Annotated in this window: 23 protein-coding genes; 14 read left to right on the top strand and 9 right to left on the bottom strand. The window is 62.8% G+C overall.

Going from position 1 to position 25,790, the window contains the following annotated elements:
* Positions 1-35 precede the first annotated feature (35 nt).
* Positions 36-860, top strand: coding sequence for a helix-turn-helix domain-containing protein (locus RhoBH5_RS06960; protein WP_007729004.1), 825 nt, complete (start codon positions 36-38; stop codon positions 858-860).
* A 43-nt stretch (positions 861-903) separates the two neighbouring features.
* On the opposite strand, the gene RhoBH5_RS06955 is transcribed toward RhoBH5_RS06960, so the two are convergent.
* Positions 904-2,661 (bottom strand): ABC transporter ATP-binding protein, encoded by a 1,758-nt coding sequence (locus RhoBH5_RS06955; RefSeq protein WP_270008093.1) that lies wholly within the window; start codon positions 2,659-2,661, stop codon positions 904-906.
* Complete coding sequence (locus RhoBH5_RS06950; RefSeq protein ID WP_228232783.1) at positions 2,658-4,316, bottom strand: ABC transporter ATP-binding protein; 1,659 nt, start codon at positions 4,314-4,316, stop codon at positions 2,658-2,660. Before RhoBH5_RS06950 ends, RhoBH5_RS06955 begins: the two co-directional genes overlap by 4 nt.
* A gap of 257 nt (positions 4,317-4,573) precedes the next feature.
* Here RhoBH5_RS06950 and RhoBH5_RS06945 point away from each other — a divergent pair, with 257 nt between their 5' ends.
* From RhoBH5_RS06945 to RhoBH5_RS06925, 5 genes are read left to right on the top strand one after another with little or no spacing between them, the layout of a single operon-like run.
* Positions 4,574-5,461 (top strand): siderophore-interacting protein, encoded by an 888-nt coding sequence (locus RhoBH5_RS06945; protein ID WP_228232781.1) that lies wholly within the window; start codon positions 4,574-4,576, stop codon positions 5,459-5,461.
* The gene (locus RhoBH5_RS06940; protein ID WP_003946222.1) at positions 5,458-6,585 is read left to right on the top strand and encodes a Fe(3+)-siderophore ABC transporter permease; all 1,128 of its coding nucleotides are present in this window, start codon (positions 5,458-5,460) and stop codon (positions 6,583-6,585) included. The genes RhoBH5_RS06945 and RhoBH5_RS06940 overlap by 4 nt, the downstream gene beginning before the upstream one ends.
* Positions 6,582-7,631, top strand: a complete 1,050-nt coding sequence (gene fepG, locus RhoBH5_RS06935) for an iron-enterobactin ABC transporter permease (protein ID WP_003946259.1) — start codon at positions 6,582-6,584, stop codon at positions 7,629-7,631. The genes RhoBH5_RS06940 and fepG overlap by 4 nt, the downstream gene beginning before the upstream one ends.
* A gap of 23 nt (positions 7,632-7,654) precedes the next feature.
* The gene (locus RhoBH5_RS06930) at positions 7,655-8,506 is read left to right on the top strand and encodes an ABC transporter ATP-binding protein (RefSeq protein WP_050794099.1); all 852 of its coding nucleotides are present in this window, start codon (positions 7,655-7,657) and stop codon (positions 8,504-8,506) included.
* Positions 8,503-9,543: an ABC transporter substrate-binding protein gene (locus RhoBH5_RS06925; RefSeq protein WP_270008092.1), complete on the top strand. Its 1,041-nt coding sequence runs from the start codon at positions 8,503-8,505 to the stop codon at positions 9,541-9,543. The genes RhoBH5_RS06930 and RhoBH5_RS06925 overlap by 4 nt, the downstream gene beginning before the upstream one ends.
* 1 nt (position 9,544) lies before the next feature.
* Here RhoBH5_RS06925 and RhoBH5_RS06920 read toward each other — a convergent pair whose 3' ends face one another.
* Together RhoBH5_RS06920 and RhoBH5_RS06915 are read right to left on the bottom strand one after the other, a co-directional pair.
* On the bottom strand, positions 9,545-10,519 hold the full coding sequence (locus RhoBH5_RS06920; protein WP_042448946.1) for an ABC transporter substrate-binding protein: 975 nt from the start codon (positions 10,517-10,519) through the stop codon (positions 9,545-9,547).
* 71 nt (positions 10,520-10,590) lie between these two features.
* A complete protein-coding gene (locus RhoBH5_RS06915) occupies positions 10,591-11,229 on the bottom strand; it encodes a TetR/AcrR family transcriptional regulator (protein WP_030536301.1) in 639 nt (212 codons plus the stop codon).
* 84 nt (positions 11,230-11,313) lie between these two features.
* Between RhoBH5_RS06915 and RhoBH5_RS06910 the strand changes: the two genes are divergently transcribed.
* The 7 genes from RhoBH5_RS06910 to RhoBH5_RS06880 all read left to right on the top strand — a co-directional run bounded on the left by RhoBH5_RS06910 (position 11,314) and on the right by RhoBH5_RS06880 (position 19,344).
* The gene (locus tag RhoBH5_RS06910) at positions 11,314-12,696 is read left to right on the top strand and encodes an MFS transporter (protein ID WP_270008091.1); all 1,383 of its coding nucleotides are present in this window, start codon (positions 11,314-11,316) and stop codon (positions 12,694-12,696) included.
* A 55-nt stretch (positions 12,697-12,751) separates the two neighbouring features.
* On the top strand, positions 12,752-13,744 hold the full coding sequence (locus RhoBH5_RS06905; RefSeq protein WP_270008090.1) for an ABC transporter substrate-binding protein: 993 nt from the start codon (positions 12,752-12,754) through the stop codon (positions 13,742-13,744).
* Positions 13,741-15,654, top strand: coding sequence for an ABC transporter ATP-binding protein (locus RhoBH5_RS06900; RefSeq protein WP_270008089.1), 1,914 nt, complete (start codon positions 13,741-13,743; stop codon positions 15,652-15,654). The genes RhoBH5_RS06905 and RhoBH5_RS06900 overlap by 4 nt, the downstream gene beginning before the upstream one ends.
* Positions 15,651-17,387 (top strand): ABC transporter ATP-binding protein, encoded by a 1,737-nt coding sequence (locus RhoBH5_RS06895; protein WP_270008088.1) that lies wholly within the window; start codon positions 15,651-15,653, stop codon positions 17,385-17,387. The genes RhoBH5_RS06900 and RhoBH5_RS06895 overlap by 4 nt, the downstream gene beginning before the upstream one ends.
* A 5-nt stretch (positions 17,388-17,392) precedes the next feature.
* Complete coding sequence (locus tag RhoBH5_RS06890; RefSeq protein ID WP_270008087.1) at positions 17,393-18,046, top strand: TetR/AcrR family transcriptional regulator; 654 nt, start codon at positions 17,393-17,395, stop codon at positions 18,044-18,046.
* A 97-nt stretch (positions 18,047-18,143) separates the two neighbouring features.
* Positions 18,144-18,644, top strand: coding sequence for a nuclear transport factor 2 family protein (locus RhoBH5_RS06885; RefSeq protein WP_003946235.1), 501 nt, complete (start codon positions 18,144-18,146; stop codon positions 18,642-18,644).
* Positions 18,645-18,669: 25 nt separating this feature from the next.
* Positions 18,670-19,344, top strand: coding sequence for a pyridoxine/pyridoxamine 5'-phosphate oxidase (locus RhoBH5_RS06880; RefSeq protein ID WP_050654515.1), 675 nt, complete (start codon positions 18,670-18,672; stop codon positions 19,342-19,344).
* An 18-nt stretch (positions 19,345-19,362) separates the two neighbouring features.
* On the opposite strand, the gene RhoBH5_RS32650 is transcribed toward RhoBH5_RS06880, so the two are convergent.
* The 3 genes from RhoBH5_RS32650 to RhoBH5_RS06865 form a co-directional block, all read right to left on the bottom strand.
* Positions 19,363-19,671: a hypothetical protein gene (locus RhoBH5_RS32650; protein WP_306669658.1), complete on the bottom strand. Its 309-nt coding sequence runs from the start codon at positions 19,669-19,671 to the stop codon at positions 19,363-19,365.
* Between the two features lie 340 nt (positions 19,672-20,011).
* Entirely contained in the window at positions 20,012-20,662 is a 651-nt protein-coding gene (gene pnuC / locus RhoBH5_RS06870; RefSeq protein ID WP_050654516.1) for a nicotinamide riboside transporter PnuC, read from the bottom strand.
* The gene (locus tag RhoBH5_RS06865; RefSeq protein ID WP_135000451.1) at positions 20,662-22,266 is read right to left on the bottom strand and encodes a peptide chain release factor 3; all 1,605 of its coding nucleotides are present in this window, start codon (positions 22,264-22,266) and stop codon (positions 20,662-20,664) included. The genes pnuC and RhoBH5_RS06865 overlap by 1 nt, the downstream gene beginning before the upstream one ends.
* Positions 22,267-22,618: 352 nt before the next feature.
* Between RhoBH5_RS06865 and RhoBH5_RS06860 the strand changes: the two genes are divergently transcribed.
* The gene (locus RhoBH5_RS06860; protein WP_050654518.1) at positions 22,619-24,253 is read left to right on the top strand and encodes a fatty acyl-AMP ligase; all 1,635 of its coding nucleotides are present in this window, start codon (positions 22,619-22,621) and stop codon (positions 24,251-24,253) included.
* A 3-nt stretch (positions 24,254-24,256) separates the two neighbouring features.
* On the opposite strand, the gene pth is transcribed toward RhoBH5_RS06860, so the two are convergent.
* Complete coding sequence (gene pth, locus RhoBH5_RS06855; RefSeq protein WP_003946229.1) at positions 24,257-24,829, bottom strand: aminoacyl-tRNA hydrolase; 573 nt, start codon at positions 24,827-24,829, stop codon at positions 24,257-24,259.
* A gap of 106 nt (positions 24,830-24,935) precedes the next feature.
* Positions 24,936-25,544, bottom strand: coding sequence for a 50S ribosomal protein L25/general stress protein Ctc (locus RhoBH5_RS06850; protein ID WP_003946242.1), 609 nt, complete (start codon positions 25,542-25,544; stop codon positions 24,936-24,938).
* Between the last annotated feature and the right edge of the window lie 246 nt (positions 25,545-25,790).

The following is a 25,790-nucleotide window of genomic DNA, read 5'->3' as shown; positions in this document are numbered from 1 at the left end:
TAGGTATGCCTAACGAAAGTCCTATACTCGTCTTCATGACAGCTGTGGCAGAGAGAGTTTCGGTGCCCGTGGGGCCGCGTTCCATCGATCACCCCTACTCGATGACAACGGTGACTCTGAAGCTCTCTCATCAGCGGCAGTGGGCCCCGCATCGTCATCCTGAACATGAGCTGATCTGGGGAAACTCCGGTGGAATGCTCACGGTTGTCGCTGACGGCATCACTTGGGAGGTGCCGCCTTCGGCCGGACTGTGGCTGCCTGCCGGGGCGTTGCATGCCGTGAAGGCCGGTCCGGGTACGGAGTTCTTCTGCACCTACTTCCGGCCCGAGGCTCACGAGGCGCCGTCGGGTGTTCCGGGCTTGTTCGGTGTCAGCGCTCTCCTGCGTGAGGTACTCCTGCACATGCATCGGCGGAACATGCCCGACGAGGCGCGCAGTCGCGCCGAGCGGGTGGCCTTCGACATGTTGCAGCCGCTCGAAGTTGCTGCGGTGGAGGTTCCGATGCCGACCGATCCGCGAGCGTTGTTCGTCGCCGAAGCGTTGGTCGCCAATCCGGCAGACCAGCGGTCGCTGTCCGAATGGGCGCTGACGGCTGGCGGTAGCGTCCGTACGCTGACGCGTGTGTTCGCGCAGGGCACTGGAATGACTTTTGCGCAGTGGCGAATTCAGGTACGTGTCCGCGCAGCATTGACGTATTTAGCTGCTGGAGTGCCGGTTTCGGTTGTCAGTAGGCGGGTCGGATACGAAACTCCGAGTGCTTTTGTCGCAGTGTTCCGCCGGGTCACCGGCCGCACACCCGGCAGCATGATGAACAAGGGGAGTGTGGCGCCCGAATCGGTGCCGTACCTTCTGCACGCTTGAGTTGGGTTGCACCGGGCGGAAGTGCTCGGTGCAACCGTCGCGGTCAACTCCGCGGCGCGGACCACGCTTCCCACAGCTCTGCGTACCGACCCCCGAGGTTGACCAACTCGTCGTGAGAGCCGTGCTCGACGACGCGGCCGTCGTCCATCACCAGGATCTGATCGGCGTCGACGGCCTGTGAGAGTCGGTGTGCCACTGTGACAGCAGTGCGACCCCGGGTCAGAGCGAGAGCGGCATCGTCGAGGACCCTGGCTCCGGCGCTGCCCGCTTCGGCGGTCGCCTCGTCGAGAATCAGCAGCGGCGGATCCAGTAATTCGATTCTTGCCAACGCAAGTTGTTGTGCCTGTGTTGCGGTCAGCCGGTGTCCACCGTCTCCGACCACGGTTTCGAGTCCGTCCGGGAGAGCCCGCAGCCAATCCGACGCGCCGACGGTATCGAGCGCCGCGGTGATGTCGTTGTCGGTTGCCGACGGGTCGGCCAGCCGCAGATCCTCGGCCAACGTGCCGGCGAAGACGTGGACCTCCTGAGTCACGAGGGCCACCGCGCTCCGAGATGTCGACGGTGGCAGTTCGTTCCGGGGCACCGTCCCGATCTTCACGACGCCTTCGGTCGGTTCGTAGGTTCCCGCGATCAGCTTTGCGACTGTAGATTTTCCGGCTCCGGTAGCGCCCACCAGTGCGGTGACGGTTCCTGCCGGAATGGTGATGTCGATGTCTCGCAGAACAGGAGCGTCGCCGCTTCGGTACGAGAATGTGACGCGTTCCAAAGAAGCTGAGCTGTCGACAGGTTCCTGCGGATCGGTCGGTGCAGATGGCACGGGCGCAAGCGTGACTCCGACCAGGCGAGCCATCGCGATTGTGCCTTCCTGCAATTCGTCGAACACGCTGAGAACCGCGCCCACCGGATCGACGAGGCGGTGGAAGAACAGGGCTGCGGCGGTGGCGGCACCGATGCTGATCTGACCGTCTTTCACCAGCCAGAAGCCGGTGATCAGCACAGCGGACAGGCCGATGAACTCCGCGATGTTGAGCCGGCCGAAGAACCTGGTGCGTAGACGCGTGGTCAACAAGCTCAGCCGGACGGCCGTCATCGATCGAGATTCGATCTGTTCGAGATGCGACTCGGCCAGGCGAAGCGATCCGACGGTGTCGGAGTTGCTCAGCGAGTCCAGGAGCTGTTGCGCACGTGCACCTTCTGCCTCCCGCTCCTCGCGGTAGACCGGTGCCGACCTCGAGAGGTACCAGCGCAGCGCCTGGATCTGGATGGGTGCCGCGATCACCGCGGCGACGGCGAATCTCCAATCGAGGCTACCCAAGCCAATCAGCGTCAACACGATGGTCAGTGCCGCGGTGGCAAAAACCGGAAGTGCTTCGGATACGGCCCGGGTCACCAACCGCACGTCGCCGGTGATGCGGGAGACGAGATCTCCGCGCCCGGCGCGTTCGACGTCGCTCTGCGGAAGGTCGAGAACCCGGACGACGACTTCTTCGCGAAGGTCGGCGACAACGCGCTCGCCGACGCCGGCGAGCAGGTAGTTGCTCACTCCGACGAGAAAGGATGAGGCAACCGCGATACCGACCAACGCGAGAGTCAGTGTGCCGATGCGAGAGACAGCGTCGCCGTCTGCGTCGGTCACGGCGTCGACCATGGCGCCGAGGACCAGCGGTGTGAGCAGACCGATCGCGGTCGCGGCGGTCAGGGTGACGACTGCTGCGATCGCGGAAATTCGGTGGGGTCCCATCAACCGAAGTGCCGCGCGCCGCGCCTGTTTCGGTGTTGCGGTGGGGAGTAGTTCGTTCACAGCTCGATCACCCGATCGCAGATATCGAGCAGCACGGGGCTGCTGGTCAGAAGTATTGTGGCGTGTGCCCCGCGTACCTCGGCGATCCCGCGAGCAATGCGCGCTTCGGTGACGGAGTCGACGGCAGTGGTGGGATCGTGCAGCACCAGGACGGGAGCTTCGCTCGCCAGTGCCCTCGCCAACGCGATGCGCTGACGCTGACCGCCGGACAAAGAATTCCCTTGCTCGGTGACTCGGGTTGCGAGGCCGAGCGGCAGTGCCGAGATCACTTGATCTGCCGCAGCAGCGGCGATGGCCTCGTCGTTGCGGCTGCCGATCGGTGCGAGGGCGTCGATGTTGTCGCCGACTGTGCCGATGAACAGTGCCGCGTCGTGCGGTGCTGCCAGAACGTGAGTGCGAAGTTCGTCGATGTGCAGCTCGTGAATGGCGTTGTCGCCGAGATGAATTGTTCCGCTCGAAGGCTCGATTCGACGCGCCAGTGCGTCGACCAACGCATCCGCCCAGGCGGCATTCTCGGTGACGATGCCGATGATCTCGCCGCGTTTGACGTCGAGATCGACTGGTGACGCTCCGGCCAACACGACGTCGCGCAGCGTCAGGAACTCGGAGTGATTCAGGGACACAGGTTCACCCGCGGGAGTCACAGCCTCGGTGGTCCCGAGAAGTGCTGCGACGCGGTTGGCGGAAGCACGCGCCCGTGCCAGACCGGCGCCGAAGTAGATGATGTCGATCAACGGACCCCGAAGGAACTGTGCCAGACCAACCACGGCAACGAATTCACCGACCGAGATGCTCCCGGACGCTGCCATCCGTCCGCCCACGTACGCGATGACGGCGAGGAAAGCGCCGGCGATCGCAACGTTGGCGGCGGAGTACATCGCTTGGTATCTCTGTGCGCGAAGGGTTGCTCCCAACGAAGTCCGGCTGGCTCCCCGATACCGCTGCGCTGCAGCATCTCCGGCGCCGATTCCGGAGAGGATTCGGAGTCCGGAGAGTAGATCCGCGGCTAGCGCGCCGGCCTTGGCGCCCTGCCACTGATCGGTTTCGGCTCGGCGTTCGAGCGGCCGACTGACCACCTGCATGAGAGCCAGCACCGGGGGAGTGCCGAGGATGACGAGCAGGCCGAGTGGCACCGAGATCACCAGTAGCGAAATCGCGGCGGTCAGCACTCCGCAGGCGGCCGCAAGTTTGGTGCTCAGCGTGTGCGTGAATCCGGCCACCGAACCCGCGTCGGATGTTGCAATCGAGTAGACCTCGCCCGGCATACGCCGCGGCGACATGCCGTGCGGATCGAGGCCTCGGCGCGCGATGTCCATCCGCAAGCGATGTGCTCCGTGCTCGGTGACGGAATCGGAGATGCGCGCCGCGAAGCGCCAACTGAGCAACAAGCCGGTGAAGAGAATTCCGAGAACGAGGATCCACTTTCCGAGTGCGGCGGCATCGCTGGTCGCCACAGCACGGTCGATGACCGCACCGATCACCACCGGCACCAACGCTTCCGCGACCTGGTGGCCGGTGAAGCCGACGGACGCGGCCGCCAGCTTGGCTCCGCGACCTTCGGAAGCGATCGCGCGTGTGATTACCTGACGCGGCGTGATCGCCGGGCTGGTTGGGGGACCGTTTGTCTCGGCCGAAAGAAGTGGTGTCGAAGGCACTGGGTCCACGCTAGGGATCGTGGGCGGTAGTCAGAAGTCACACCGGTGCCAATACTTGTCGTGAACAGGCCATACGTATTGCGTTGGCCGAATTGCGATAGTAGTTGGCCCCGTTGCAGCGGAGAAGGCATCGACTCATCGACGACACTGCAATAAATTAAGGTCTACCTTACTTAGCGCGGGTTAACTATGTCCGGAAGTCGGATAGATCCTCGTGTTCGGGTCCGGTTCATGTTCCATCGATGTTGGAGATTGTTGTGAGTCTTGTGTTCGGCGAGGTACTTCACAAGGAGTACGTGACCCCGGGAATGGTTCGTATCGTGTTCGGTGGGGAGGAGCTGACCGCCTTCGAAACCACCGGTACCGGTGACGAATACCTGCGCCTCCACTTCCCGGTCCCGGCTACAGGCAAGTTCGTTCTACCGGCGGAAGATCCGGATGCACCGCGCGGTTGGCGATACCCGGAGGGAGAGGAACCGTCCCCGTGCCAGCCGTACACCGTGCGACGGTTCGATTCCGAAACCAGCTGCATGACGATCGACTTCGTCGTTCACGAGGGTGGTATCGCCAGCGACTGGGCACAGAAGGCCGAGATCGGTGACAAGTTGGCGATCGGCGAGTCTCGTGGCCTCTACGAGCCCCCGGCCGACGCACGCTGGCAGGTGTTCGTCGCCGACGCGACTGGACTCCCCGCACTTGGGCGCTTGATCGAACAGTTGCCCGCCGGGATGTCGGCCAAGGCGATCGTCGAGGTGGTGGACGAGTCTCACAAGCAGCAGATCACCTCGGACGCCGACGTCGAGTTCATCTGGCTGGTCGGCAGTGGCAACGGTGTTGCACCGTCGAAGTTGCCGGACGCGGTTCGCGCGATGAACCTGCCCACCGAACTCGGATACGTGTGGGTTGCAGGCGAGAGCACGATGCTCCGTGACATCCGCAAGTACCTTCGCCACGAACTGAAGTTGCCGGGTGAGCAGTACAAGGTCATCGGCTACTGGACGTACAAAGCCGAGGTGTGGAACGCGAAGTACGAGGCCCTCGACGAAAGTGTCCGCGCGGCACTCGATGCGGCCTGGGAATCGGACCGCGACGAGGAAGAGATCCGCGACGAGGTCGAGAAGACTCTAGAGAGCGCCGGCTTGTGACCGTTGGATTCGACAAGAGTGCTGTCGACAGCGGTGCGGCGGACAAGAGCGCAGTCGACAAACACACCGAAGAACTGATCGACGAGTCGCTGCACGAGAAGCAGAAGCAACCGGACGGGCTGGTATCGACCAACTCTCGTCGTATGGCGGGTCTTCTGGTGTGCCTGGTGGTGCTCGCCGCCGTGCTCCTTCTGAGTATCGCGGTGGGATCGAAGACCATTCCGTTCGGCACCGTGATCGACGCGCTGGTGAACTACGACGATTCCAATGATCACGTGATCATCCGTGACCTGCGACTACCGCGTACTCTGCTCGGTCTGATAGTCGGTATGGCACTGGGTGTGGCCGGTGGCCTCATCCAGGCGATGACACGAAATCCCTTGGCTGATCCCGGAATTCTCGGTGTCAATGCCGGAGCAGGCTTCGCGATGGTCGTTGCCGTCGCGGTCTTCGGCCTGACCAGCATCTGGTCGTACATCTGGTTCGCGTTCCTCGGAGCGGTGATAGCCACGGCGATCGTCTACACGCTGGGCTCGATCGGTCGAGGTGGTGCGACGCCCATTCGGCTGACGCTTGCCGGTGTTGCCATCGGCTCCGTGCTCGGCGGCATCTCGTCCGGGATCACCTTGCTCAACCCGACCGCCTTCGACCAGATGCGCCAGTGGAATGCCGGCTCACTCAGCGGGCGTTCGTTGGAAATCGTTCTGGCCGTTGCCCCATTCATTCTCATCGGGCTCTTCCTGGCGCTCGCGTTGGCGCGCCAACTCAACGCGGTGGCCCTGGGTGACGATCTGGCACGTTCGCTCGGTGCCAACATCACTCGTACTCGCATCCTCGGTGTCATCGCGGTGACATTGCTGTGCGGCGCGGCGACAGCTGCGGCCGGGCCGATCGGATTCGTCGGTTTGATGGTTCCGCACGTCGCGAGATGGTTCGTCGGACCGGATCAGCGATGGATTCTCCCGTACACGTTGGTGTGCTCGCCGATTCTTCTTCTCTTCTCCGACGTCGTCGGCCGAATCGTGCTGCGCCCGGGTGAACTTCAGGTCGGTATCGTCACGGCCTTCATCGGCGCTCCGGTGCTGATCATGCTGGTGCGTCGAAGCAAGGTGAGCGGTCTGTGAGCATCGATTTCGGGCGCGCCACCACGGTGGTGCGCTCACCCAAAGAAGGCTGGTCCGCGCGGATCGACGTCCGCACGGTCACAGTCTGCCTCGTCCTCGTTGCGCTTGCATTGGCCATCGGTGTCATCGCGCTCGGTAGTGGTGACTACCAAGTGCCGATCGGGGACGTCCTCGGTGCACTGTTCGGCGAAGCCCCCGCGCGTATCCACATGGTCGTCGTGGAATGGCGTCTGCCCCGAGTTCTGTTGGCGCTGATGCTCGGTGCGGCGCTCGGTATGAGCGGTGCGATCTTCCAATCGCTGACCAGGAACCCGTTGGGTAGCCCGGACATCATCGGCTTCAACTCCGGTGCGTACACGGGCGCTCTGGTGGTCATCCTCCTCATCGGTGGTACTTACTACGAGATCGCAGTCGGTGCTCTGGTGGGCGGAATCGCCACCGCAGCAGTTGTTTATCTCCTTGCGTACAAGCGAGGTGTGCAGGGATTCCGGTTGATCATCGTCGGTATCGCCATCAGCGCGATGTTGGGCTCGGTCAACACCTGGATGATCCTCAAGGCGAAACTTGACGACGCCATGGCTGCCGCAGTGTGGGGTGCCGGTTCGTTGAACGGCCTCGGCTGGACTCAGGTGTGGCCGGTGGTCGTCGTGCTGGCGATCCTCGTTCCGCTGATCCTGGTGTTGGGCAGGCGGATGCAGATGCTCGAGATGGGCGACGACGCCGCCAAGGCGCTCGGCGTCCGGGCCGAACCCACGCGGCTATCCCTGGTTGTTCTCGGCGTCGCCCTGACGGCCATGGTGACAGCAGCGGCCGGTCCCATCGGGTTCGTCTCGCTGGCGGCTCCGCAGTTGGTGAGGCGATTGACCGGTAGTGCCGGAGTGACCCTGCTGCCGTCGGCAGCAATGGGTGGCGCGTTGCTGATGGTCAGCGACTGGGTGGCGCAGCGAGCTTTCGCGCCGACACAGTTGCCGGTCGGCGTCGTCACCGTCTCCATCGGTGGCATCTATTTCGTATGGCTTCTCGCGCGAGAGGCACGTAAGCAGTGATCGGTGAAGGAACGAGGAACAGCGTGAACGAGACAAGTACGGCCGCCGTCGTGGTCGAAAGGACGAATCGGCTTCGCGCCGAGGACGTCACGATCGGTTACGACAAGCGCGTCATCTCGGAACACCTCGACGTCGAAATCCCCGACGGTGGCTTCACCGTCATCGTCGGTCCCAATGCCTGCGGCAAGTCGACGCTTCTGCGTGCGCTGTCCCGGTTGCTCAAGCCGACCACCGGCAAGGTCCTTCTCGACGGTAAGGCGATCACGTCGTACCCGGCAAAGGAAGTTGCGAGGCGACTCGGGCTTCTGCCGCAGACGTCGATCGCGCCGGACGGAATCAAAGTCGCCGATCTGGTTGCGCGAGGGCGTTATCCGCACCAGAAGCTGATCCGCCAGTGGTCCCGAGAGGACGAGGCCGCCGTCATCAAGGCGATGGAAGCAACCAAGGTCACGGATCTGTCGGCCAGGCCGGTCGACGAACTGTCCGGTGGTCAGCGCCAACGTGTCTGGGTAGCTATGGTTCTCGCGCAGCAGACTCCGTTGGTGCTACTGGACGAGCCGACGACGTTCCTCGACATCGCGCACCAGATCGAACTGCTGGAACTCTGCCGCGATCTGAACGAGAACGACGGACACACGCTGGTGGCGGTGCTTCACGATCTCAATCACGCGTGCCGCTACGGAACTCACATCATCGCGATGAAGGACGGCGCGGTGGTCGCCGAGGGCCCGCCCGCGGAGATCATCACCGAAGAACTGGTGCAGGAGGTGTTCGGCATGGCGTGCCGCATCATCGACGATCCGGTTTCCCACACACCGCTGGTCATTCCGCTGGGACGCGAGCGTCAGCGAAACATCGAAGGAGCAAAGGTATGACACTCGTCCTGGATGCGCAGGTTACCGACACGGAGTGGGCTCAGATCGTCGACCGCATTTCGCGACGCCGATTCTTCGGTGGCGCAGCTGGTGTGGCTGCAGCATTGGCGCTGAGCGCCTGCGGAAGCTCCGATGGCGAATCCGACTCTGCCAGTGACACTCTCCCGTACACGTGGGCCGAGTTCAGCGGCGACGTTCCGCGCGACCCGAGGCGTGTGGTGGTGCTCGACGGCCGCGTCGACCTCGAATTCGCGATGATGATGGACTACCCGATCGTCGGATCGGGTAACTTCTGGTTCCCCGACGCCAAGGCAGGATTCCAGTTTCCCGGCCGCACCATCGAGGACGCGAGCTTCGTCAACGTCGCCGGCGACTTCTCCACCAACTTCGAGGCTCTGCTCGCTCTCGAGCCCGATCTGATCGTCATCACTGCGATCGGATACACCAGTGACTGGTACGGCACCGAGCGCTTGTCTTCCATCGCGCCGCTGTTGGTCGTCGGCGACGACGTCGAACCGATTGCCGGGCACCCGGTCGACTGGCGAGGTGCTCTGATGGCGCAGGCGAGCCAGCTCGACCGGGTGACGATCGCCGAGGCTTCCATTGCGGAGTACGACGACAAGCTCGCGAGACTGCGACCGATGTTGCAGGAGAAGCTGGGCGGAAAGAAGATCGTGTTCGGCGTTCAGACGCCGACGGGCTTCCTTGTGCATCAACGGAATCTGCGAATCAGTGTTGCACTCGATGCCGGCCTGGACGTGCTTTTCCGTGACGACGACAATGCAGAGAACTCGTTCGAGTTGTCGTTCGAGCAACTCGACACCTTGGCTCCGGCGGATGTGATCATCGCCCAAGCACGCGATCAGGAAGCGCTCGACGCGATCAAGTCGCAGCCGACGTGGCAGCGGTTGCCTGCAGTTCAAGCGGGCAGCGTGTTGACCAGCGACGCGCGATACAACCAAGGATTTGCGCTCACCGCGGCCATCTTCCTCGACGTTCTCGAGGAAGCGGCCGGACGAATCACTGCTGGGCAGTAATTCAGGCGACGTTGCGGGCCTGGTCGAGTAGTTGTGCAACCTGCTCGAACCAGGCGCCGTAATTGGCGTAGGTGTTGGGACGCTTGTCGTCGAAGTCGATCACCTGGTTCGCGGTCACCGCGGGCAGCTTGACGAACACGGGTGATGCCGCGAATGCCTCTGCCGACTTCGCGAACTGGAACACGATGTCCGCCGGATAGTCCGGTACCTGTTCCCAGCTGAGATCGGCCCAGCCCTTGTCGCCTCCCGGACCGGTGAACTTCACGCCCAGTTCCTTCAGGTACCCGAACTGAGCGAGCGCCGTTGTGCCTGCGTACAACTCGGAGCTGTCACCGTTCAGGGCGAGGACTTCGATGTCGTCGACCTTGGCCGCAGCAGTTCGGATGCGCTCTGCACCGGATTCGAATGCTTCCTTGCCCTCGCGTGCTGCGGCTGTGTCGGTGTTCCCGCCGAGTGCTTCGGCGAGTGAGGCGTACTCGTTCAACACGTCCGGTGTCGAGGCTCCGGAGAACTTGACGCCGACAAACGGTGCAACATTGTTGACGGTCTTGCCCATCGGCTCGTCCCACCAAGTCCATCGTGTCGGGTCGTCGCTGTTGCCGTACCCGATGACCAGGTCTGGGTCCAGCGCCGCAAGAGCTTCCGCGCTGAGTTCACCTTCACGGCCGACGACGGTCATCGTCGACTCGTCAGCGCGATCGGTGACGTCTGGATTGCCGACGCCGTAACCGAAGATGCCGACCGGCCGAATGCCGTAGTCCCACAGAGCCGCAGCGGAGTACGCGTCGACGACGATCCGCTCCGGGGCGTGGTCGAGGGTGATCGTGTTTCCGTATCCCGTTGTGTAACTCCAGGACTGGTCGGCAGACCTGGTCTCGGTAGAGGGCGCTGCGTCGCTACTTCCGCAACCGGCGAGTAGGAGCGTGGCGACGGCGGGTAGTGCGGCGAAGCCGGCGAGCCGGCGATTGATTTTCATGAGAACCTTCCGAACATGGCGAAATAAGCTAGGTAAGCCTAACCTGACATGTCATTCGGGTGTTCTCGGGGTCAGTTGCCCTGCCACATCTGAAGCCATTCGCTCCAGGACGGGGGAGTGATCGTTGGTCGAGGTGTTCCGCCACGAAGTCCGTCGAGCATGAAGTCGAGATAGCGCGTGTGTATTTCGGTGGCTCGATCACCCTCGATCGGCAGAGTCGGCCGCAGATGCACTGTCATGAGCATGACGTCTGCAGCAGTGAAGTCGGGCGGGACTTCGCGAGCGTCGATGCAGACGTCGACCATCGATTGCAGTGCGGCCTCCAATTCTTCGGCGGCACGAGTGACTTCGGCGTGTTCAGGTAACTTGCCGCCGAGGACCGGAATGAGCGGTCCCACTGATTCGGTGAGATATCGCGAGAAGAACGTCTTCAATACGGCTTCATCGGTTTTCGCGGTGCTCATGCACTCTCGGGCGAGGGTGGCGAGGTGGTCGATCGCCCAGACGCGCAGGGATTGCGCCAGTTCCTCCTTGCCTCGGTATCGGCGATAGATGCTGCCTACTCCCACTCCGGCCCGGGTGGCAATTGCCGATACCGGTGCATTCCAACCCTGTTCGGCAAAAATCTCGCGCGCTGCTCGCAGTACGGTGACGTCGTTGTCTGCGGCTTCTCGGGCGCGTCCGGGGAGGCTCGCATTCTCTTTCGCCATTCCCACAGGCTAGCAATGCATGGTTTACTCAATCGGAACGGAGTGTTCCGTTCCGATTCGATTCATGATTGGAGGAAGGTGTCGATGACAACCTTGGCGGAGGCGCCCACGCGATCCGGGAGCCGGGTGATCGCCGCGCTTGCGGGGGCGGTACTCGTCTACTCGCTCATGCAGACCATGCTGGTACCGGCGTTGCCGGTGTTGGGTGAGCATTTCGACACGTCCGTGGCGGTGACCGGCTGGATCCTGACGGCGTACCTGTTGGCGGCCGCGGTGATGGCTCCGATAGTCGGCGCGATGGGTGACCGATTCGGCGACAAGCGAGTCCGGGTTATCGTCCTGATCATCTTCGCTCTCGCGACATTTGCCGCGGCAGCCGCCCCGAATATCGGGGTGCTGCTTGTCGTTCGAGCTGTCCAGGGAGTGAGCATGGCGAGCTTCCCGCTTGCGATGGCAGTACTGCGGAGAACGGTAGTAGGTCCCGAGTTGTCTTCAGGGATAGGTTGGCTCGCTGGGACTTTGGGAATCGGTGCCGGAAGTGCATTGGTGATCGGCGGTGTCATCCTCGAGTATCTCAGTTGGCAGTGGTTGTTCGTGATCACCGGGATCTTGATCGTGCTCGCATTGGTCGCAGTGGTGGCCGTGGTTCCGGGCTCGCATCGCCGCCCGGGTATGCCGACGGACTGGGCCGGTGCCGGCGCTCTGGCGTTCGGATTGGTGAGCCTGCTATTGGCGATCACGAAAGCCTCCGACTGGGGAGTTTTGTCGCTCGGATTCTGGGGTCTGGTGGTAGTCGCGTTCGTTTCGTTCGCGACACTGATTGCCGTCGATTCCCGCCACGACGCGCCGATCGTCGACATGCGAGTTTTTCGGGACAAGCCGATGATGATCACCAGCGCACTCACCCTGGTGTTCGGGTTCGTGCCGTACATTTTCTATCTCTGTCTGCCGCGGATCCTCCAGGCGCCGGAAACGTCCACGTATGGAAGCGGATTCACCGTTGTGCAGACCGGCTTGGCGCTCTTGCCCGCCGCTGTCCTCGTCTTTCTCGGTGGCCGCTTGACGCCGGCTCTCGCGCGGCGATTCGGGCCGCGGGTGCCCGCTGTCATAGCGCTGGCCCTCATGGCGGCGGGCGCAGTCGGACTCGCGATCTGGCCGAGTTCGGTGGTTGCGATCGTGGCGTTCTTTTCCCTCGTCGGATTGGGGAACGGCGTGGGGTTCGCGGTCTGTGCTCTGTTGGTTGCCTCGATCGTCCCGCCATCGGAAATGGCAGCAGCCAGTGGAGTCAACAGTGTGATCAGAACCGTCGGTTCGGCGGTGGGCGCCCCGGTGACCACAGCGGTCCTGGCGATCGGCATTTCCGGCGACTCGTTCGCGCTGGCGTTCGTGATGGGTGCCGTCATCAGTGTTGTCGCCTGTCTGCCGGCGATTGCACTTCCAGCGACGAGGACTGCACAAAAGGCGTGACTTATTGTAGGCTCCCCTAATCGAGACAGCGTGTAACTAAAGCGGGGAGAGAAGGATGCGGCAGCAGTGGGGCCTGCGAGCAACGGCACTCGCAGCGACAGCAACGGCGCTTGTCGGTTGCTCCGTGGGCGGCGATGACGCAGACGCATCGGAAACAGGCGAGTCGTCGGCCGTACCTGCATCTCAGAAACTGCTCGCACTGGACGAGTTCGCAGCGCTCAACGCACTCACGCTCGGGGTCAAGCCCGATACGGTCTTCGCCACGCTGCAGTCGCAGGCGGCGAAGGAGATATTGCAGAGTGAGGGGATCGAGGTCGTCGACAAACCGACGTTCTTCCAATCACCAGATGTGGAGCAGATCGCGGCCGTTCATCCTGACCGAATCCTGCTCAGTGATGTCGGCTCGTTGACGTCGATCACCGTGCAGGCCAACGAGATTGCCCCGACGACGGTGCTCGCCTATGCGGCGCCGTGGCGCGAAGTTCTGAATACCGCGGCGACTGCACTGGGTCGAGAGTCCGAAGCTCGCGAAATCGTGTCGAGGCTCGAGGCCAAATTTGCCGAAGTATCCGGAACGGTCGAGGCGCAACCGCAGACACTGTCAGTGCTGGTGGGATTCTCCGGCGGCATCTACACCGTCATCCCACAGTCGCCGATGTCCTCGATCATCGAGGAAGCCGGTTTCGGGCGCCCGCAAGCCGAACTCGACGCGAAGATCGGCCCCAACACAGGTGTTGCCACGTCTTCGGTGTCCGGCGAGGAGGTCGGACAGCACGCGGCGGACGCGATGGTCGTGACCTCGGGCAACATCTACGACGGCGCTCTAGTTCACGCAAATCCACTGTTCAACGAGATCTCCGCAGTGAAGGCCGGACGCACGGCGGACGTGAGCGGTGAACTTTGTTTCGGCAGTTATCCTTTCGCGGTCTACTGGATCCTCGAAGACCTCGAGGCTCTTGCCGATCGCACTCTCACCGGCGCGGAACTCCAAGGCCGCATCGCATCCGACGCCGACGCAGTAACCCGATGGAAGGCGTTCTCGAAATGACGACGACACAGGCTACGAAAGCAGACATTTCATCTGAAGAGGCCGACGCATCACAAGGAGCGACGGCCGAAGCCTCGCAAGCCAAAGCTGAAGCGGCGGCGCACAAGAGCGCGCTTCGCGAACTCCTTGCGCCAGTTCGTACACGGACCACCATCGCGATGGTGATGCAGGTGATCGCCGCGGTCGCGGCCATCGTGCCGTACGTGGCCATCGCCGAGTTGGGTAAGACGCTGATCGTGGGCGGCGACATCGACTCGTCTCGCGTCTGGACGATAGTGTGGGTGGTCGTCTTCGGTCTGGGTATGCGCGCGTTCTTCGGAGGCGGTGCATTGATCGTGACGCACTTCGCCGATGTCAATCTTCAAGCTGTGCTTCGGCGTCGAATCGCAGCGACACTCGGTCGACTTCCACTGGGCTGGTTCACCTCCCACTCGTCCGGAACCGTGCGAAAAGCCGCGCAGAACGACATCTCCGATCTCCACTACCTGGTTGCGCACAGCGCCGTCGAGACCACCGGCGCCATTGCGGTGCCGCTCGTCGGGCTCGGCTACGTGATCTCGATCGACTGGCGTCTGGGACTGGTCGCGATTGCCACCCTCCCGATCTACATGATCGCCTACGCGATGATGACCAAGGACATGGCCGTCAAGATGAGCCGGATGAATGAGGGCATCGCGGCCATCAGCAACACCATCGTCGAGTTCGTCACCGGCATCGCAGTGGTCAAGACCTTCGGTCAGGACAAGCAGTCACATTCTCGATACCGCGACGCTGCCAAGGCGTTTGCCGTCTCGTACGAGGGCTGGGTTCGCCCGATGCTCCGGACCGAGGCGCTGGCCTCGATTGCGTTGAGCGCACCGGTTGTGCTGGTGGTCAACCTTGGCCTCGGCTCGTGGTTCGTTCACTCCGGATGGGTGCCACCCGTCGATGTGCTGACCAGTTCTCTTGTCGCGATGGTGATTCCGGTGTCGGTGACGACCATCGGTTTCGGTATGCAGGCTCGCCGTGAGGCAGCCGCCGCTGCGGCGCGACTGATTGCGCTGTTCGCAACCGACGCTCTGCCGGAAACCGATCATCCGAAAAAGCCTGTGGGGAACGAAGTTCGATTCTCCGGAGTCTCCTTTGCATACGACGACGGCGCCGACGTCCTGTCCGACATCGATCTGACGCTGCCGGAGGGCACGGTGACGGCGTTGGTCGGACCTTCGGGTTCGGGTAAGTCGACGCTGGCAACGCTGGTTCCGAGGTTCCACGACGTGCGTGCCGGATCCGTGGCCATCGGTGGTGTCGACGTCAGGGAAGTCGCTACCGACGAGCTGTACCGCCACGTCGGATTCGTCCTGCAAGACGTGCAGCTGGTCGAAGCGACCGTGCTCGACAACATTCGGCTTGCCCGACCGCAGGCGACTTCGGCCGAGGTGAAGGCCGCTGCCGCAGCCGCGCAGATCGACACCCGAATCGAAGCGCTCCCGAGAGGGTACGACTCCGTGGTCGGGGTCGACGCCAGATTCTCGGGTGGTGAAGCCCAAAGAGTCTCCATTGCGCGTGCGATTCTCGCGGACACTCCTGTTCTCGTGCTCGACGAAGCAACCGCGTTCGCCGATCCGGAGTCCGAAGCCGATATCCAGGAGGCGTTGTCGCGCTTGACGGTCGGCCGCACCGTGCTGGTGATCGCGCACCGATTGGCTTCGATCGTGAGTGCCGATCAGATCGTGGTCCTCGACGCCGGACGGATCGTGGAGAAGGGCACGCACGATCAGCTTGTGGCGAGTGGTTCAACCTATGCCCGGATGTGGGCGAGTCACAGTCGGGCCGACTCGATTGAACACAGTCGGGCCGACTCGATTGAGCACAGTCGGGCCGACAGCATCGCAGGTACGTCTGACGCAGCAGGAAAGGCCAACTCATGATTCGCGATCTCTTCCGGATACTCGGCCCGCAGAATCAGGGCCGCTATCGCGAGTTCCTGGTGTGGGCAGTGTTGTACGGCGTGATGCAGGGTTTGGCAGTGGCGCTTCTGGTCCCTGCGGTGCAGGCACTGTTCGATCAGAACTGGGGCAGTTTCGTTCGGTGGCTCGTCGCCATGGCCGTATGCGCTGTGATCAGTTCGATTGCGCACTACCTGCAGGCGATGAAGGGCTTCGAGTCGGCCCTCACTCTGTTGCGGACGATGCATCTGCGCCTGGGAGATCATCTCGTCACTCTGCCGCTCGGCTGGTTCGGCGCCGGCCGACTCGGGCAGGTATCGCAGGTTGCCAGCAAGGGCACCATCTCGGTGATGGGGGCGGCTGCGCACCTGATGACACCGATCATCTCCGGAATTGCCAGCCCGGCAACCATTGTCGTGTGCATGTTGTTCTTCGACTGGCGGCTCGGGCTCGCGCTGGTAATCAGCGTTCCGATTCTCTTCGCGGCAGCACGATTTGCTTCGACGATGACTGCCAAGGCCGACGATCAGGCCCATGCCGCAGCTGTCGAATCGAACAATCGAGTGCTCGAATACGCGCGTTGCCAACCGGTCCTGCGTGCTTTCGGACGCACCCACGGGGTGTACGAACCGCTCGACGACGCGATCGAAGCGCAACACACTGCGGGTCGTTCACAACTGTGGTTCGTGGTGATCGGGTCCTTGGTCAACGGGATCGCCCTGCAATTCGTGTTCTCTGCCGTGATCATCTTGGGCGCGTTCCTCGCGCTCGGCGGCGACATCGATCCGGTCACGTTGATCGCGCTACTCGGACTGACCGCACGGTTCATCCAGCCGCTGGGTGAGATCGGCGAGTTCGGCGGTGCAATCAGAATGGCACGCAATGAAATCCGGCGAATGTCCGAGATCCTCGAAGTTGAACCAATGGTCGAACCCGATACCAGCGGGACGGCGACGGGGGAGACGGCAGTGCAGTTCGACGCCGTCGACTTCGGATACGCGGACGGTGGGCAGGTTCTGCGAAACATCTCCTTCGACGTGCCACGGAAGTCGTTGACGGCGTTGGTCGGTCCGTCAGGGTCCGGCAAAACCACCGTCACCCGGTTGATCTCGCGCTTCTACGACGTCGACTCCGGTGTGGTGCGTGTCGGCGGCGTCGACGTGCGGGACCTCACGAGTGCCGACCTGATGTCGCAGCTGTCTCTGGTCTTCCAGGACGTGTACCTCTTCGACGACACGTTGATCGCGAACATCCGCCTCGGCCGCCCCGAAGCCACGGACGAGGAAGTCTTCGACGTGGCTCGGATCGCGGGCGTCGCGGAAATCGTCGAGCGGCTTCCGCGGGGTTGGGACACCCGTGTCGGTGAGGCCGGGACGGCACTGTCCGGTGGAGAGCGGCAGCGGGTCTCCATTGCGCGCGCACTCCTCAAACGCGCACCTGTCGTTCTGCTCGACGAGGCGACGGCCGCGCTCGATCCCGAGAACGAGGCACACGTGCAGCGTGCGATGCAAGAACTCGCCAGGGAAAGCACACTGCTCGTGATCGCTCACAAACTGTCGACCGTCGTGGCCGCAGATCAGATCATCGTGCTCGGTGACGACGGATCGATCGTCGAAGTGGGAACCCACGAAGTTCTGCTCGCAGCCGGTGGGAACTACGCCGCGTTCTGGAACCAGCGCCACCGTGCGTCGGGATGGCGGTTGGTGGCAAGCTGAGCAGAATGCAGACCGGAAAGAAGACCGGAAAGAAGACGGGGCGGCCGCCGACGTTGTCGACAACGGACATCGTCGAGGCCGCCCTCGCCGGTGATCTGAGTGAACTGACGATGCCGAGCGTGGCAAAGCGGCTGGGCGTCAGTCATTCTGCACTTTATCGCTACTTCGCAGACCGCGAAGCGCTGCTGCGTGCCTGCTCGGATCATGTTGTGCGTCAGACTGTATGGCCCGATACGAATCGTCCGTGGCGCGAATTCCTGAGGGATTTCTGCGACGTTCTGTGGTCCTCGTTCGAGCGCTATCCAGGTCTGGCCCAGGTCGGTCTCGCAGTTCCGGGCACGCCGCCGGCGATAATCGACATCGTGGAGAAACTGGTCGGTTCGTTGACTGCGCAAGGCTTCACACCCCACGATGCGATATTGGCGGTGGACTTCATCTCCGAGGTGACGATGACGCAGTTCGCAATGATGGCGGCGATGGACAAGACCGTCAGCTCCGCCGATTCACGTTCCGCGCGACAGGCGTATCAGGAAAGTTGGAATGCATCGGAGTCGTTGGTCGAGGGAATCGGCGACGAATCGACGTGGCACGGGCGAGGTTGGTTGGACGAGAAGATCACGATCATGCTCGACGGCCTGGAAAAGCGTGTTATCGGCTGACATTTCTACTAGCTTTGAGAGTAATGCCCGTTTCGGCGTGATACAGGCTAATGTGCACACATAGGACGGGTGGTTGCTGCACCGGGAGGCGGGGATCATGGATCTCGAAGCGATTGTTCTCATCCAAAGACTCAAGTACCGATACGCACGCGCCTTGGACACCAAATCGTGGGTCGAATTCGCCGACACTCTGACCGTCGACGCCACCGCGATCTACGGAGAACAACTCAGTTTCGATTCCCGAGATTCGTTCGTCTCCTTCCTCGAGAACACTCTCGGATCACACATCATCACCGAACATCAGTGCGGGCAACCCGAGATCGACGTCGACGGAGACACCGCAACCGGGATCTGGTGCCTCGCGGACACAGTGGTCATCCCCGAAGATGGCATGCTGCTTCGCGGATCGGCCTTCTATCACGACAGATACACCCGCTGCAGCGACGGTGAATGGCGAATCTCCCACACGAGCTACGAGCGGACCTGGGAATCGGTGGTGGCGCTCGCCGACATGCCGAGTTTCCGATTGACGTCCAACAAGTGGGCGCTGCTGCAGCAACCGTCGTTCGGCGACTCGGTAGTTCGCAACGTCTCCTGAGGTCGCCCGCGATTAGAGTCGGCTCATGGTTGATGCAGATTTTTCGCTGCCTGACGTACGGACGTGGATTCGCGGTATCCCCGCGCTGACCGGAACTCCGCCGCCCGCGCCCGAGTGTTTTCCGGAAAAGCCGGGGGAGTTGTTCCTCGACTGGCTCCGTGCGGCCGTGGCCTTCGGCGTCGTCGAGCCACACGTGTGTGCGCTCTCGACCGTGGACGGCGACGGTATGCCTGATTCTCGCTTCCTCATCCTCAAGGACGTGACCGAGGGTGGGTTCTGGTTCTCTGGTTCAGCTGCTTCGCCGAAAGGTGTTGAGCTGAAAGAAAATCCGCGAGCATCGCTCGCCTTCTACTGGCGCGAAACAGGCCAACAGATCCGGATTCGCGGAACGGTTCGCGAGGGCGACGACGCACTTCGACGCCGAGACTTCGTCGAACGCTCCGTCACGGCGAGAGCGGTGGCGACGGCAAGTGAGCAGAGCGAGGTGCTCGAAGACTTAGGGGCGTACGACACGTCGGTGGCCGCTGCGGAAGCAAGAATCAGCGACGACCCAGGGTTCGTGTCGGAGGACTGGCGTGCGTGGTGCCTCCAGCCGGAGTCTGTCGAGTTCTGGCAGGCAGACTCCGGGCGTCGGCATCAGCGGTGGTTGTACCGGCGCGGCTCGGACCGAGCATGGACACGAGCAGTGCTGTGGCCCTAAGGGGCAGCTGGGCCCAGATCAGCTCGCGCTGATCTCCGGCGATACGAGGTTGACGACGATCGACTGTCCGCCCAGCTTGGCGTGGATTTCGGGATGTTCGAACCCCGAGGACAACAGGTAGCTGCCGAGCATCGTGAGCAACTCGTCCAGATCCGTCGTGGGATCGGAGGAATGTGCGCTCGAGGGTGAGGCCTGATTTGCGATGAGTTCGGTGTGGGTGAGTCGACCGGCCACTCGAACGGCGGCTACGCCCATCGCGTCGCGACGTACGACGGTACGACTCCGAGTTTCGAGCGTCCTCGATGATTCGCGTGTTGAAGCTGGCACTGAAAGGTCCTCTCCGCTGCTGTGTGCGGCCGTGGTTCGGGCAGGAAGCGGAAACGTGAATGCATCGGATTGCTTGGGTGCGGTCGACAGAAAATCCGCTGTGGCGGTGGCACTGCTGGAACCGTTACCCGTGGAAAGGTTGCTCCCAGAACCATTGCTTGCAGAACCATTGCTTGCAGAACCATTACTTGCGGAACTATTGGCTCTCGATCCGTTGCCGGAACCGTTGGGGCCCGCTATTCCGTGAGAATTCTTGTCTTCCATTGTTTCGCTCCTGATGCCCGTAAACAGACCGCCGGTTTGCTTAATCGACGCAAACATACCAGGAGTTGGTTTACGGTCACACCCCTTGTGGAGTTCGGCGTTGAATGCGCAGCCACATTGCGAAGCCCCACAGGACGAAGAATGCATAGACCAGATAGAGGATCGCCGAAGGGTAATAGCCGGCTCGGAAAAGAAGGGGAACACCAACGGCGTCGACGCCGATCCAGATGAGCCAGAATTCGGTCCAGCCGCGCGCCATGCCGTATGTCGCGAGGATGGAGCCGGTGAAGATCCAGGCCTCTGCCCACGCTCCGTACGAGCCGAGGAGGTCGAAGATCCAGGCGAAAGCGATTGTGCCGCTGGTCATGACGGCGATCATGGCGACGCGCTCGCGAGTTGTCGCCCAATGGGGCAGGACTGCGCGACCGGAGTCGCGTGCCCCGCGTCGCCACTGAGTCCACCCGTAGACGCTGACGGTGATGAACAACAACTGACGGCCGGCCTGGCCGTAGAGATTGAGCTCTTGCGGCGTGTGGAAAAGTGCGCCCATGAACACCGTGAACAACAAGGCATTTCCGGCTATACCGACGGGCCACGCCCATACCGAGCGTCGCGCGCCCGCGATCGCGGAGCCGATTCCGAACGCGTTTCCGATGATCTCTCGCCAGAGAATCGTGGCGCTGCCGATGTGCAGTTCGGCGTCGAACAGCGCCTCGATCAGGCTCATCAGTCCGCAGCAGCGACGAGGGGTTCGAGCGTCAGATCCGGGAGTTCCTTCTGGATGTACTGCAGGCGCCACTTGTCACTGACCAGGGCGAGCAGAACACCGTCGGAACGGGTGAAGACCTCCACACCTCGTTGACGGTTCAGTTCGACCTCGGACGCGGCGTCGGTACGGCGAGCCAATGCGTAGCCGAGCGGTTCCATCTTGGCCTCGACGTTGAACTCGGCCTTCATGCGTGCTGCGACGACCTCGAACTGCATCGGGCCGACGGCCGCCATGACGGGGGAGGCGTCGCCGCGGATGTCGTTGCGGAGAATCTGGACGACGCCCTCGGAATCGAGTTGGTCGACAGCACGGCGGAACTGCTTGTACTTGCCGGCGCTTTCGGCGCGCAGGATCGAGAAGTGTTCCGGCGCGAACGACGGGATCGGCGGGAACTCCACCTTCTTCTCGGTGTACAGCGTGTGGCCGGGTGCGAGTGCGGTGGCGTTGACGAGGCCGACGACGTCGCCGGGGAACGCGGATTCGACGGTGGAACGTTCACGTCCGAACACCGTCTGGGCGTACTTGGTCGTGAAGGGCTTGCCGGTTTGGGCGTGTGTGACAACCATGCCGCGCTCGAACACGCCGGAGACGATGCGCATGAACGCCAGACGGTCGCGGTGCGCGGTGTCCATACCGGCCTGCACCTTGAAGACGACCGCACTGAACGGATCGGTGACCTCGCGCGGCTTGCCGCTGAGGTCTTCGCGCCCACGCGGCGGCGGCGCCAATTCGACGAGGGTGTCGAGGATCTGGCGGACGCCGAAGTTGAGCATCGCGGACGCGAAGATCACCGGGGAAGTCTGACCGGCGAGGAACATCTCCTGATCGTGGTCCTGGCCGGTAGCGGAGAGCAGTTCACTCTCCTCGGCCGCGGTCTCCCACTCGGAGCCTTCCTTGGCGAGCGCCGCGTCGGCGTCCATGACCTCTTCGGGGGCGATCTTCGCGCCGCCTGCGGTACGGGTGAAGCGGACGTACTCGCGAGCCTCACCGTCTTCACCGCGCCGCAGCAGTCCGCGGAAGTCGCCGGCGATGCCGACCGGCCAGTACAGGGGGGTGGGCGTGAGGCCGATCCGTTCGCTGATCTCGTCGAGCAGTTCGAGAGGAGTCTGACCGGGACGGTCCCACTTGTTGATGACGGTGATGACCGGAATGCCGCGGTGACGACACACCTGAAACAGCTTGAGCGTCTGCGGTTCGAGGCCCTTGGCAGCGTCGATGAGCATGACCGCCGCGTCGACGGCGGTCAGGACGCGGTACGTGTCCTCGGAGAAGTCGGAGTGACCGGGGGTGTCGACGAGGTTGATGACGTTGATCTGCTCGTCCGGGGTCTCGGACGAGTGGTAGTTGAACTGCAGTGCGGTGGAACTGACGGAAATGCCGCGGGCCTTCTCCATCTCCATCCAGTCCGAGACCGTCGACTTGCGGCCTGCCTTGCCGTGGACGGCTCCTGCCTCCGAGATCTTCTTCGCGTGCAGTGCCAGCGCTTCGGTCAGCGTCGACTTTCCGGCGTCGGGATGCGAGATGACGGCGAAGGTGCGGCGACGCTCTGCCTCGGCGGACAGGCCCTTGGTCGTCGTCGTGACCGCGACCGACCCGCTCTCGGTTGAATCGGGGCCTTCGGTGTCGGACTGGACAGTCGAGTCGGAAGGGACGGTCGAGTCGGACGGGGTAGTCAACGAAGAACCTCTCGAAGTGGGCGTCGGTGCCGGCGACGTGCCGGTGCGCGGACAGGTGGAGAGTGCGGCAGCACAACAGAGAAAGGATACTCGCAGACCACGATGCAATAGCCACTGCGGCGTAACACTCGGCGAACGATCGCTGATTATCCATGTATGTGTGTGTTCGAACACACAGCCATTTGTGTCCTGTGAAGAGTTGCACTGATCGAAGAGTGACACTGACCGAGGAGTTGCGTTGAGCAAGTTCACCGAAGAGATGTATGCGACCGCCGCAGTCACCGACCGCGGCCTGGTGACGGGAGAGCCGGACAACGCTTTCCGTCAGACCTGGGGCGACATCCACCAGGAGGCTAGGCGCATGGCCGGCGGCCTGGCCGAGGTCGGTATCGATCGCGGCGTCGCGATCGGCATTCTCGCCGGACAGCCCGTCGACATCGCACCTGCCTGCCAGGCGACGTGGATGCGCGGTGCGTCGGTGACGATGCTGCATCAGCCGACCCCCCGAACGGATCTGGGCGTCTGGGCTCAGGACACCGAGACTGTGATCGACATGATCTCCGCGAAAGCCGTCATTCTTGGTGCGCCCTTCGACGCGGCCAAGCCGCTCCTCGAAGAGCGTGGCATCACCGTCGTGACGGTGGACGAGCTTCGCAGCGGAACGTCGATCGATCCCGTGGAGACGGCCGAATCGGATATCGCACTCCAGCAGTTGACGTCCGGTTCCACCGGTTCGCCCAAGGCCGTGCAGATCACGCACGAGAACTTCTACACAAATGCCTACGCCATGATCAACCGCATCAAGTTCTCCATCGAAGACGACGTGATGGTGAGCTGGCTTCCGCTCTTCCACGACATGGGCATGGTCGGTTTTCTCACGGTTCCGATGCAGGTGGGCGCAGAGGTCATCAGCATCACGCCGATGGATTTCCTGCGCACCCCGGTGCTGTGGGCCGAACTGATGGGCAAGTACGGCGGAACCGTCACCGCCGCACCGAACTTCGCGTACTCGCTCTTGGCTCGTCGACTCGCACAGGCGGAAGACGGGGCAGTCGACCTGTCCAGCGTCCGATACATGTGGAACGGCGCCGAGCCGGTGGATCCCGAAACGATGGATGCACTCGCCGAGGCAGGTGCGCGTTTCGGTTTGAACCCGACTGCGCTGGCGCCCGTGTACGGAATGGCGGAAACCACGCTCGCCGTGTCGATTCCGGATCCCGATCAAGGTCAGGTCCTCGACTACGTCGATCCAGACTTTCTCGAATCGATGTCTCGAGCGGTGCCGTCCAATCGCCCCAACGCTCGTGCCCTCGCCACACTCGGCAAGATGGTGCCTGACCTCGAGGGACGCATCGTCGACCGTGACGGTCAGGTGCTTCCGGCCCGCGGTGTCGGAATCATCGAGGTTCGCGGCAAGGCAGTCACCCCCGGGTACGTCACGGTCGACGGACACAAGCCGGCCCAGGACGCCGACGGTTGGCTCGACACCGGTGACGTCGGGTACTTCACCGAGGAAGGACTGGTCGTGGTGTGCGGGCGTGTCAAGGACGTCATCATCATGGGCGGCCGGAACGTGTACCCCACAGACATCGAACGGGCGGCCGGAACCGTTGCCGGTGTGCGTCCCGGAAACGCCGTCGCGATTCGTCTCGACGCCGGCCAGAAGCGTGAGAGCTTTGCAGTCGCCGTCGAGACCAACGCTTTCGAAGATCCGGAAGAGGTCAAGCGTATCGAACGCGAAGTGGTCCACGCCGTGGTTGCCGACGTCGGTGTCCGACCTCGCGCCGTTGCGGTCCTGGGTCCCGGCAGTATCCCGAAGACGTCGTCGGGGAAGCTCCGCCGCGCGAATTCGGCTGCACTGCTGGGTAACTGACCGTCAGTGCAGGCGGTTCTGTGCGGCTTCCAACCCGAGTTCGAGCAGTAGCTCCACTGCATCCGCAGCCTCTTCGCATACGAGATCGAGTTCTTTTCGCTCCGTGGACGAGAACGGCTTGAGAACGTAGTCCGCCGGGTCCATGCGGCCCGGCGGACGACCGATCCCGACGCGCGTGCGCAGGTAGTCCTTGGTGGTCAACGAACTCGAAATGGACCGCAGGCCGTTGTGGCCGCCTTCGCCGCCGCCGAGTTTGAGTCTGATCGTCCCGAAATCGAGATCCAGTTCGTCGTGGACGACGATGATGTTCGCGGCGTCGACCGAGAAGAACCGTGCGAGACCGGCGACAGCGCCACCCGAGAGATTCATGTACGAGCGTGGTTTTCCGAGAATCACGCGCCGGCCGGCGAGGCGACCTTCGACGATTTCGGCACCACTCTTCTTGTGTACGTTGAACTTTCCGCCCATGCGCCCGGCAAGGGTGCCGGCGACCATGAAGCCGACGTTGTGCCGGGTCTTCTCGTACTGGGGGCCGGGATTACCCAGGCCGATGACGAGGGCGGTATCTGTGCTCAACGGACGCTACTTTCTGGCTTGATTTTTCCTGCTACGCACGAACGGCGCGTCACTCCGAATCGGAATGACGCGCCGCGCGCAGTGAGTTCTGTTGGAACCGAGAGGATCAGGCCTCTTCTGCAGCCTCGTCGGCGGCGGGAGCTTCTGCGCCCTCTTCGAGGTCTGCCTCGGTGGGTGCAGCAACGACGTTGACGATCAGGGTGTCGGCGTCAGCCTGCAGGGTCGAGCCCTTGGGCAGTTCGAGCTGGCTGGCCAGGATCTGGGTTCCGATCTCGAGACCCTCGACCGAAACCTCGATCTGCTCGGGGATGTGAAGCGCGTCGGCCTCGATGGAGATCGTGGATGCGTCCTGCGCGACCATCGTGCCTGCAGCAGCATCGCCGACGACGATGACGTTCACGTCGATCGTGACCTTCTCGCCCTTCTTGATGACGAGGAGGTCGGCGTGCTCGATGTAGTTGCGGATGGGGTGCACGACGACCGACTTGGTCAGTGCAACCTGCTCCGTGCCCTCGATGTCGAGGGTGAGGATGGCGTTGGTGCCGTGTGCACGGAGGATGGCGGCGAAGTCGCGAGCCGGCACATTGAGGTGGCGGGGATCTTCACCGTGGCCGTACAGAACCGTGGGGACCTGGCCGTCACGACGTGCGCGGCGAGCTGCGCCCTTGCCGAATTCGGTGCGGACGACGGCGACGAGGTTGTTTTCTTCAGACATGATGAAACGGCTCCTACAACTCACGGGGTTCGTGCTCGGTTTACTGACGTGTGGTTTTGCCTGCGGCAAGGCGGACAGGCGCGCACACGGCCAGGAGCGAAACGCTCGAGCTGAGCCGTAGCCGCGTCGATCACGGTAAACCTGCAACGTGTGGAACTGCTGCGATTCACCCTCGCCGAGACAACTTTGGATACGTTACCGGAGTTTGCTCCCGGCCGCTAATCGCAGGTGGTGGGGACCTGGCCG

Origin of the sequence: Rhodococcus sp. BH5, from assembly GCF_027583855.1 — a bacterium.
In the GTDB taxonomy this organism is placed as follows: domain Bacteria; phylum Actinomycetota; class Actinomycetes; order Mycobacteriales; family Mycobacteriaceae; genus Rhodococcus_F; species Rhodococcus_F qingshengii.
The sequence above is the reverse complement of the archived record's forward strand: the minus strand, read 5'-3'. Positions and strand labels throughout refer to the sequence as shown.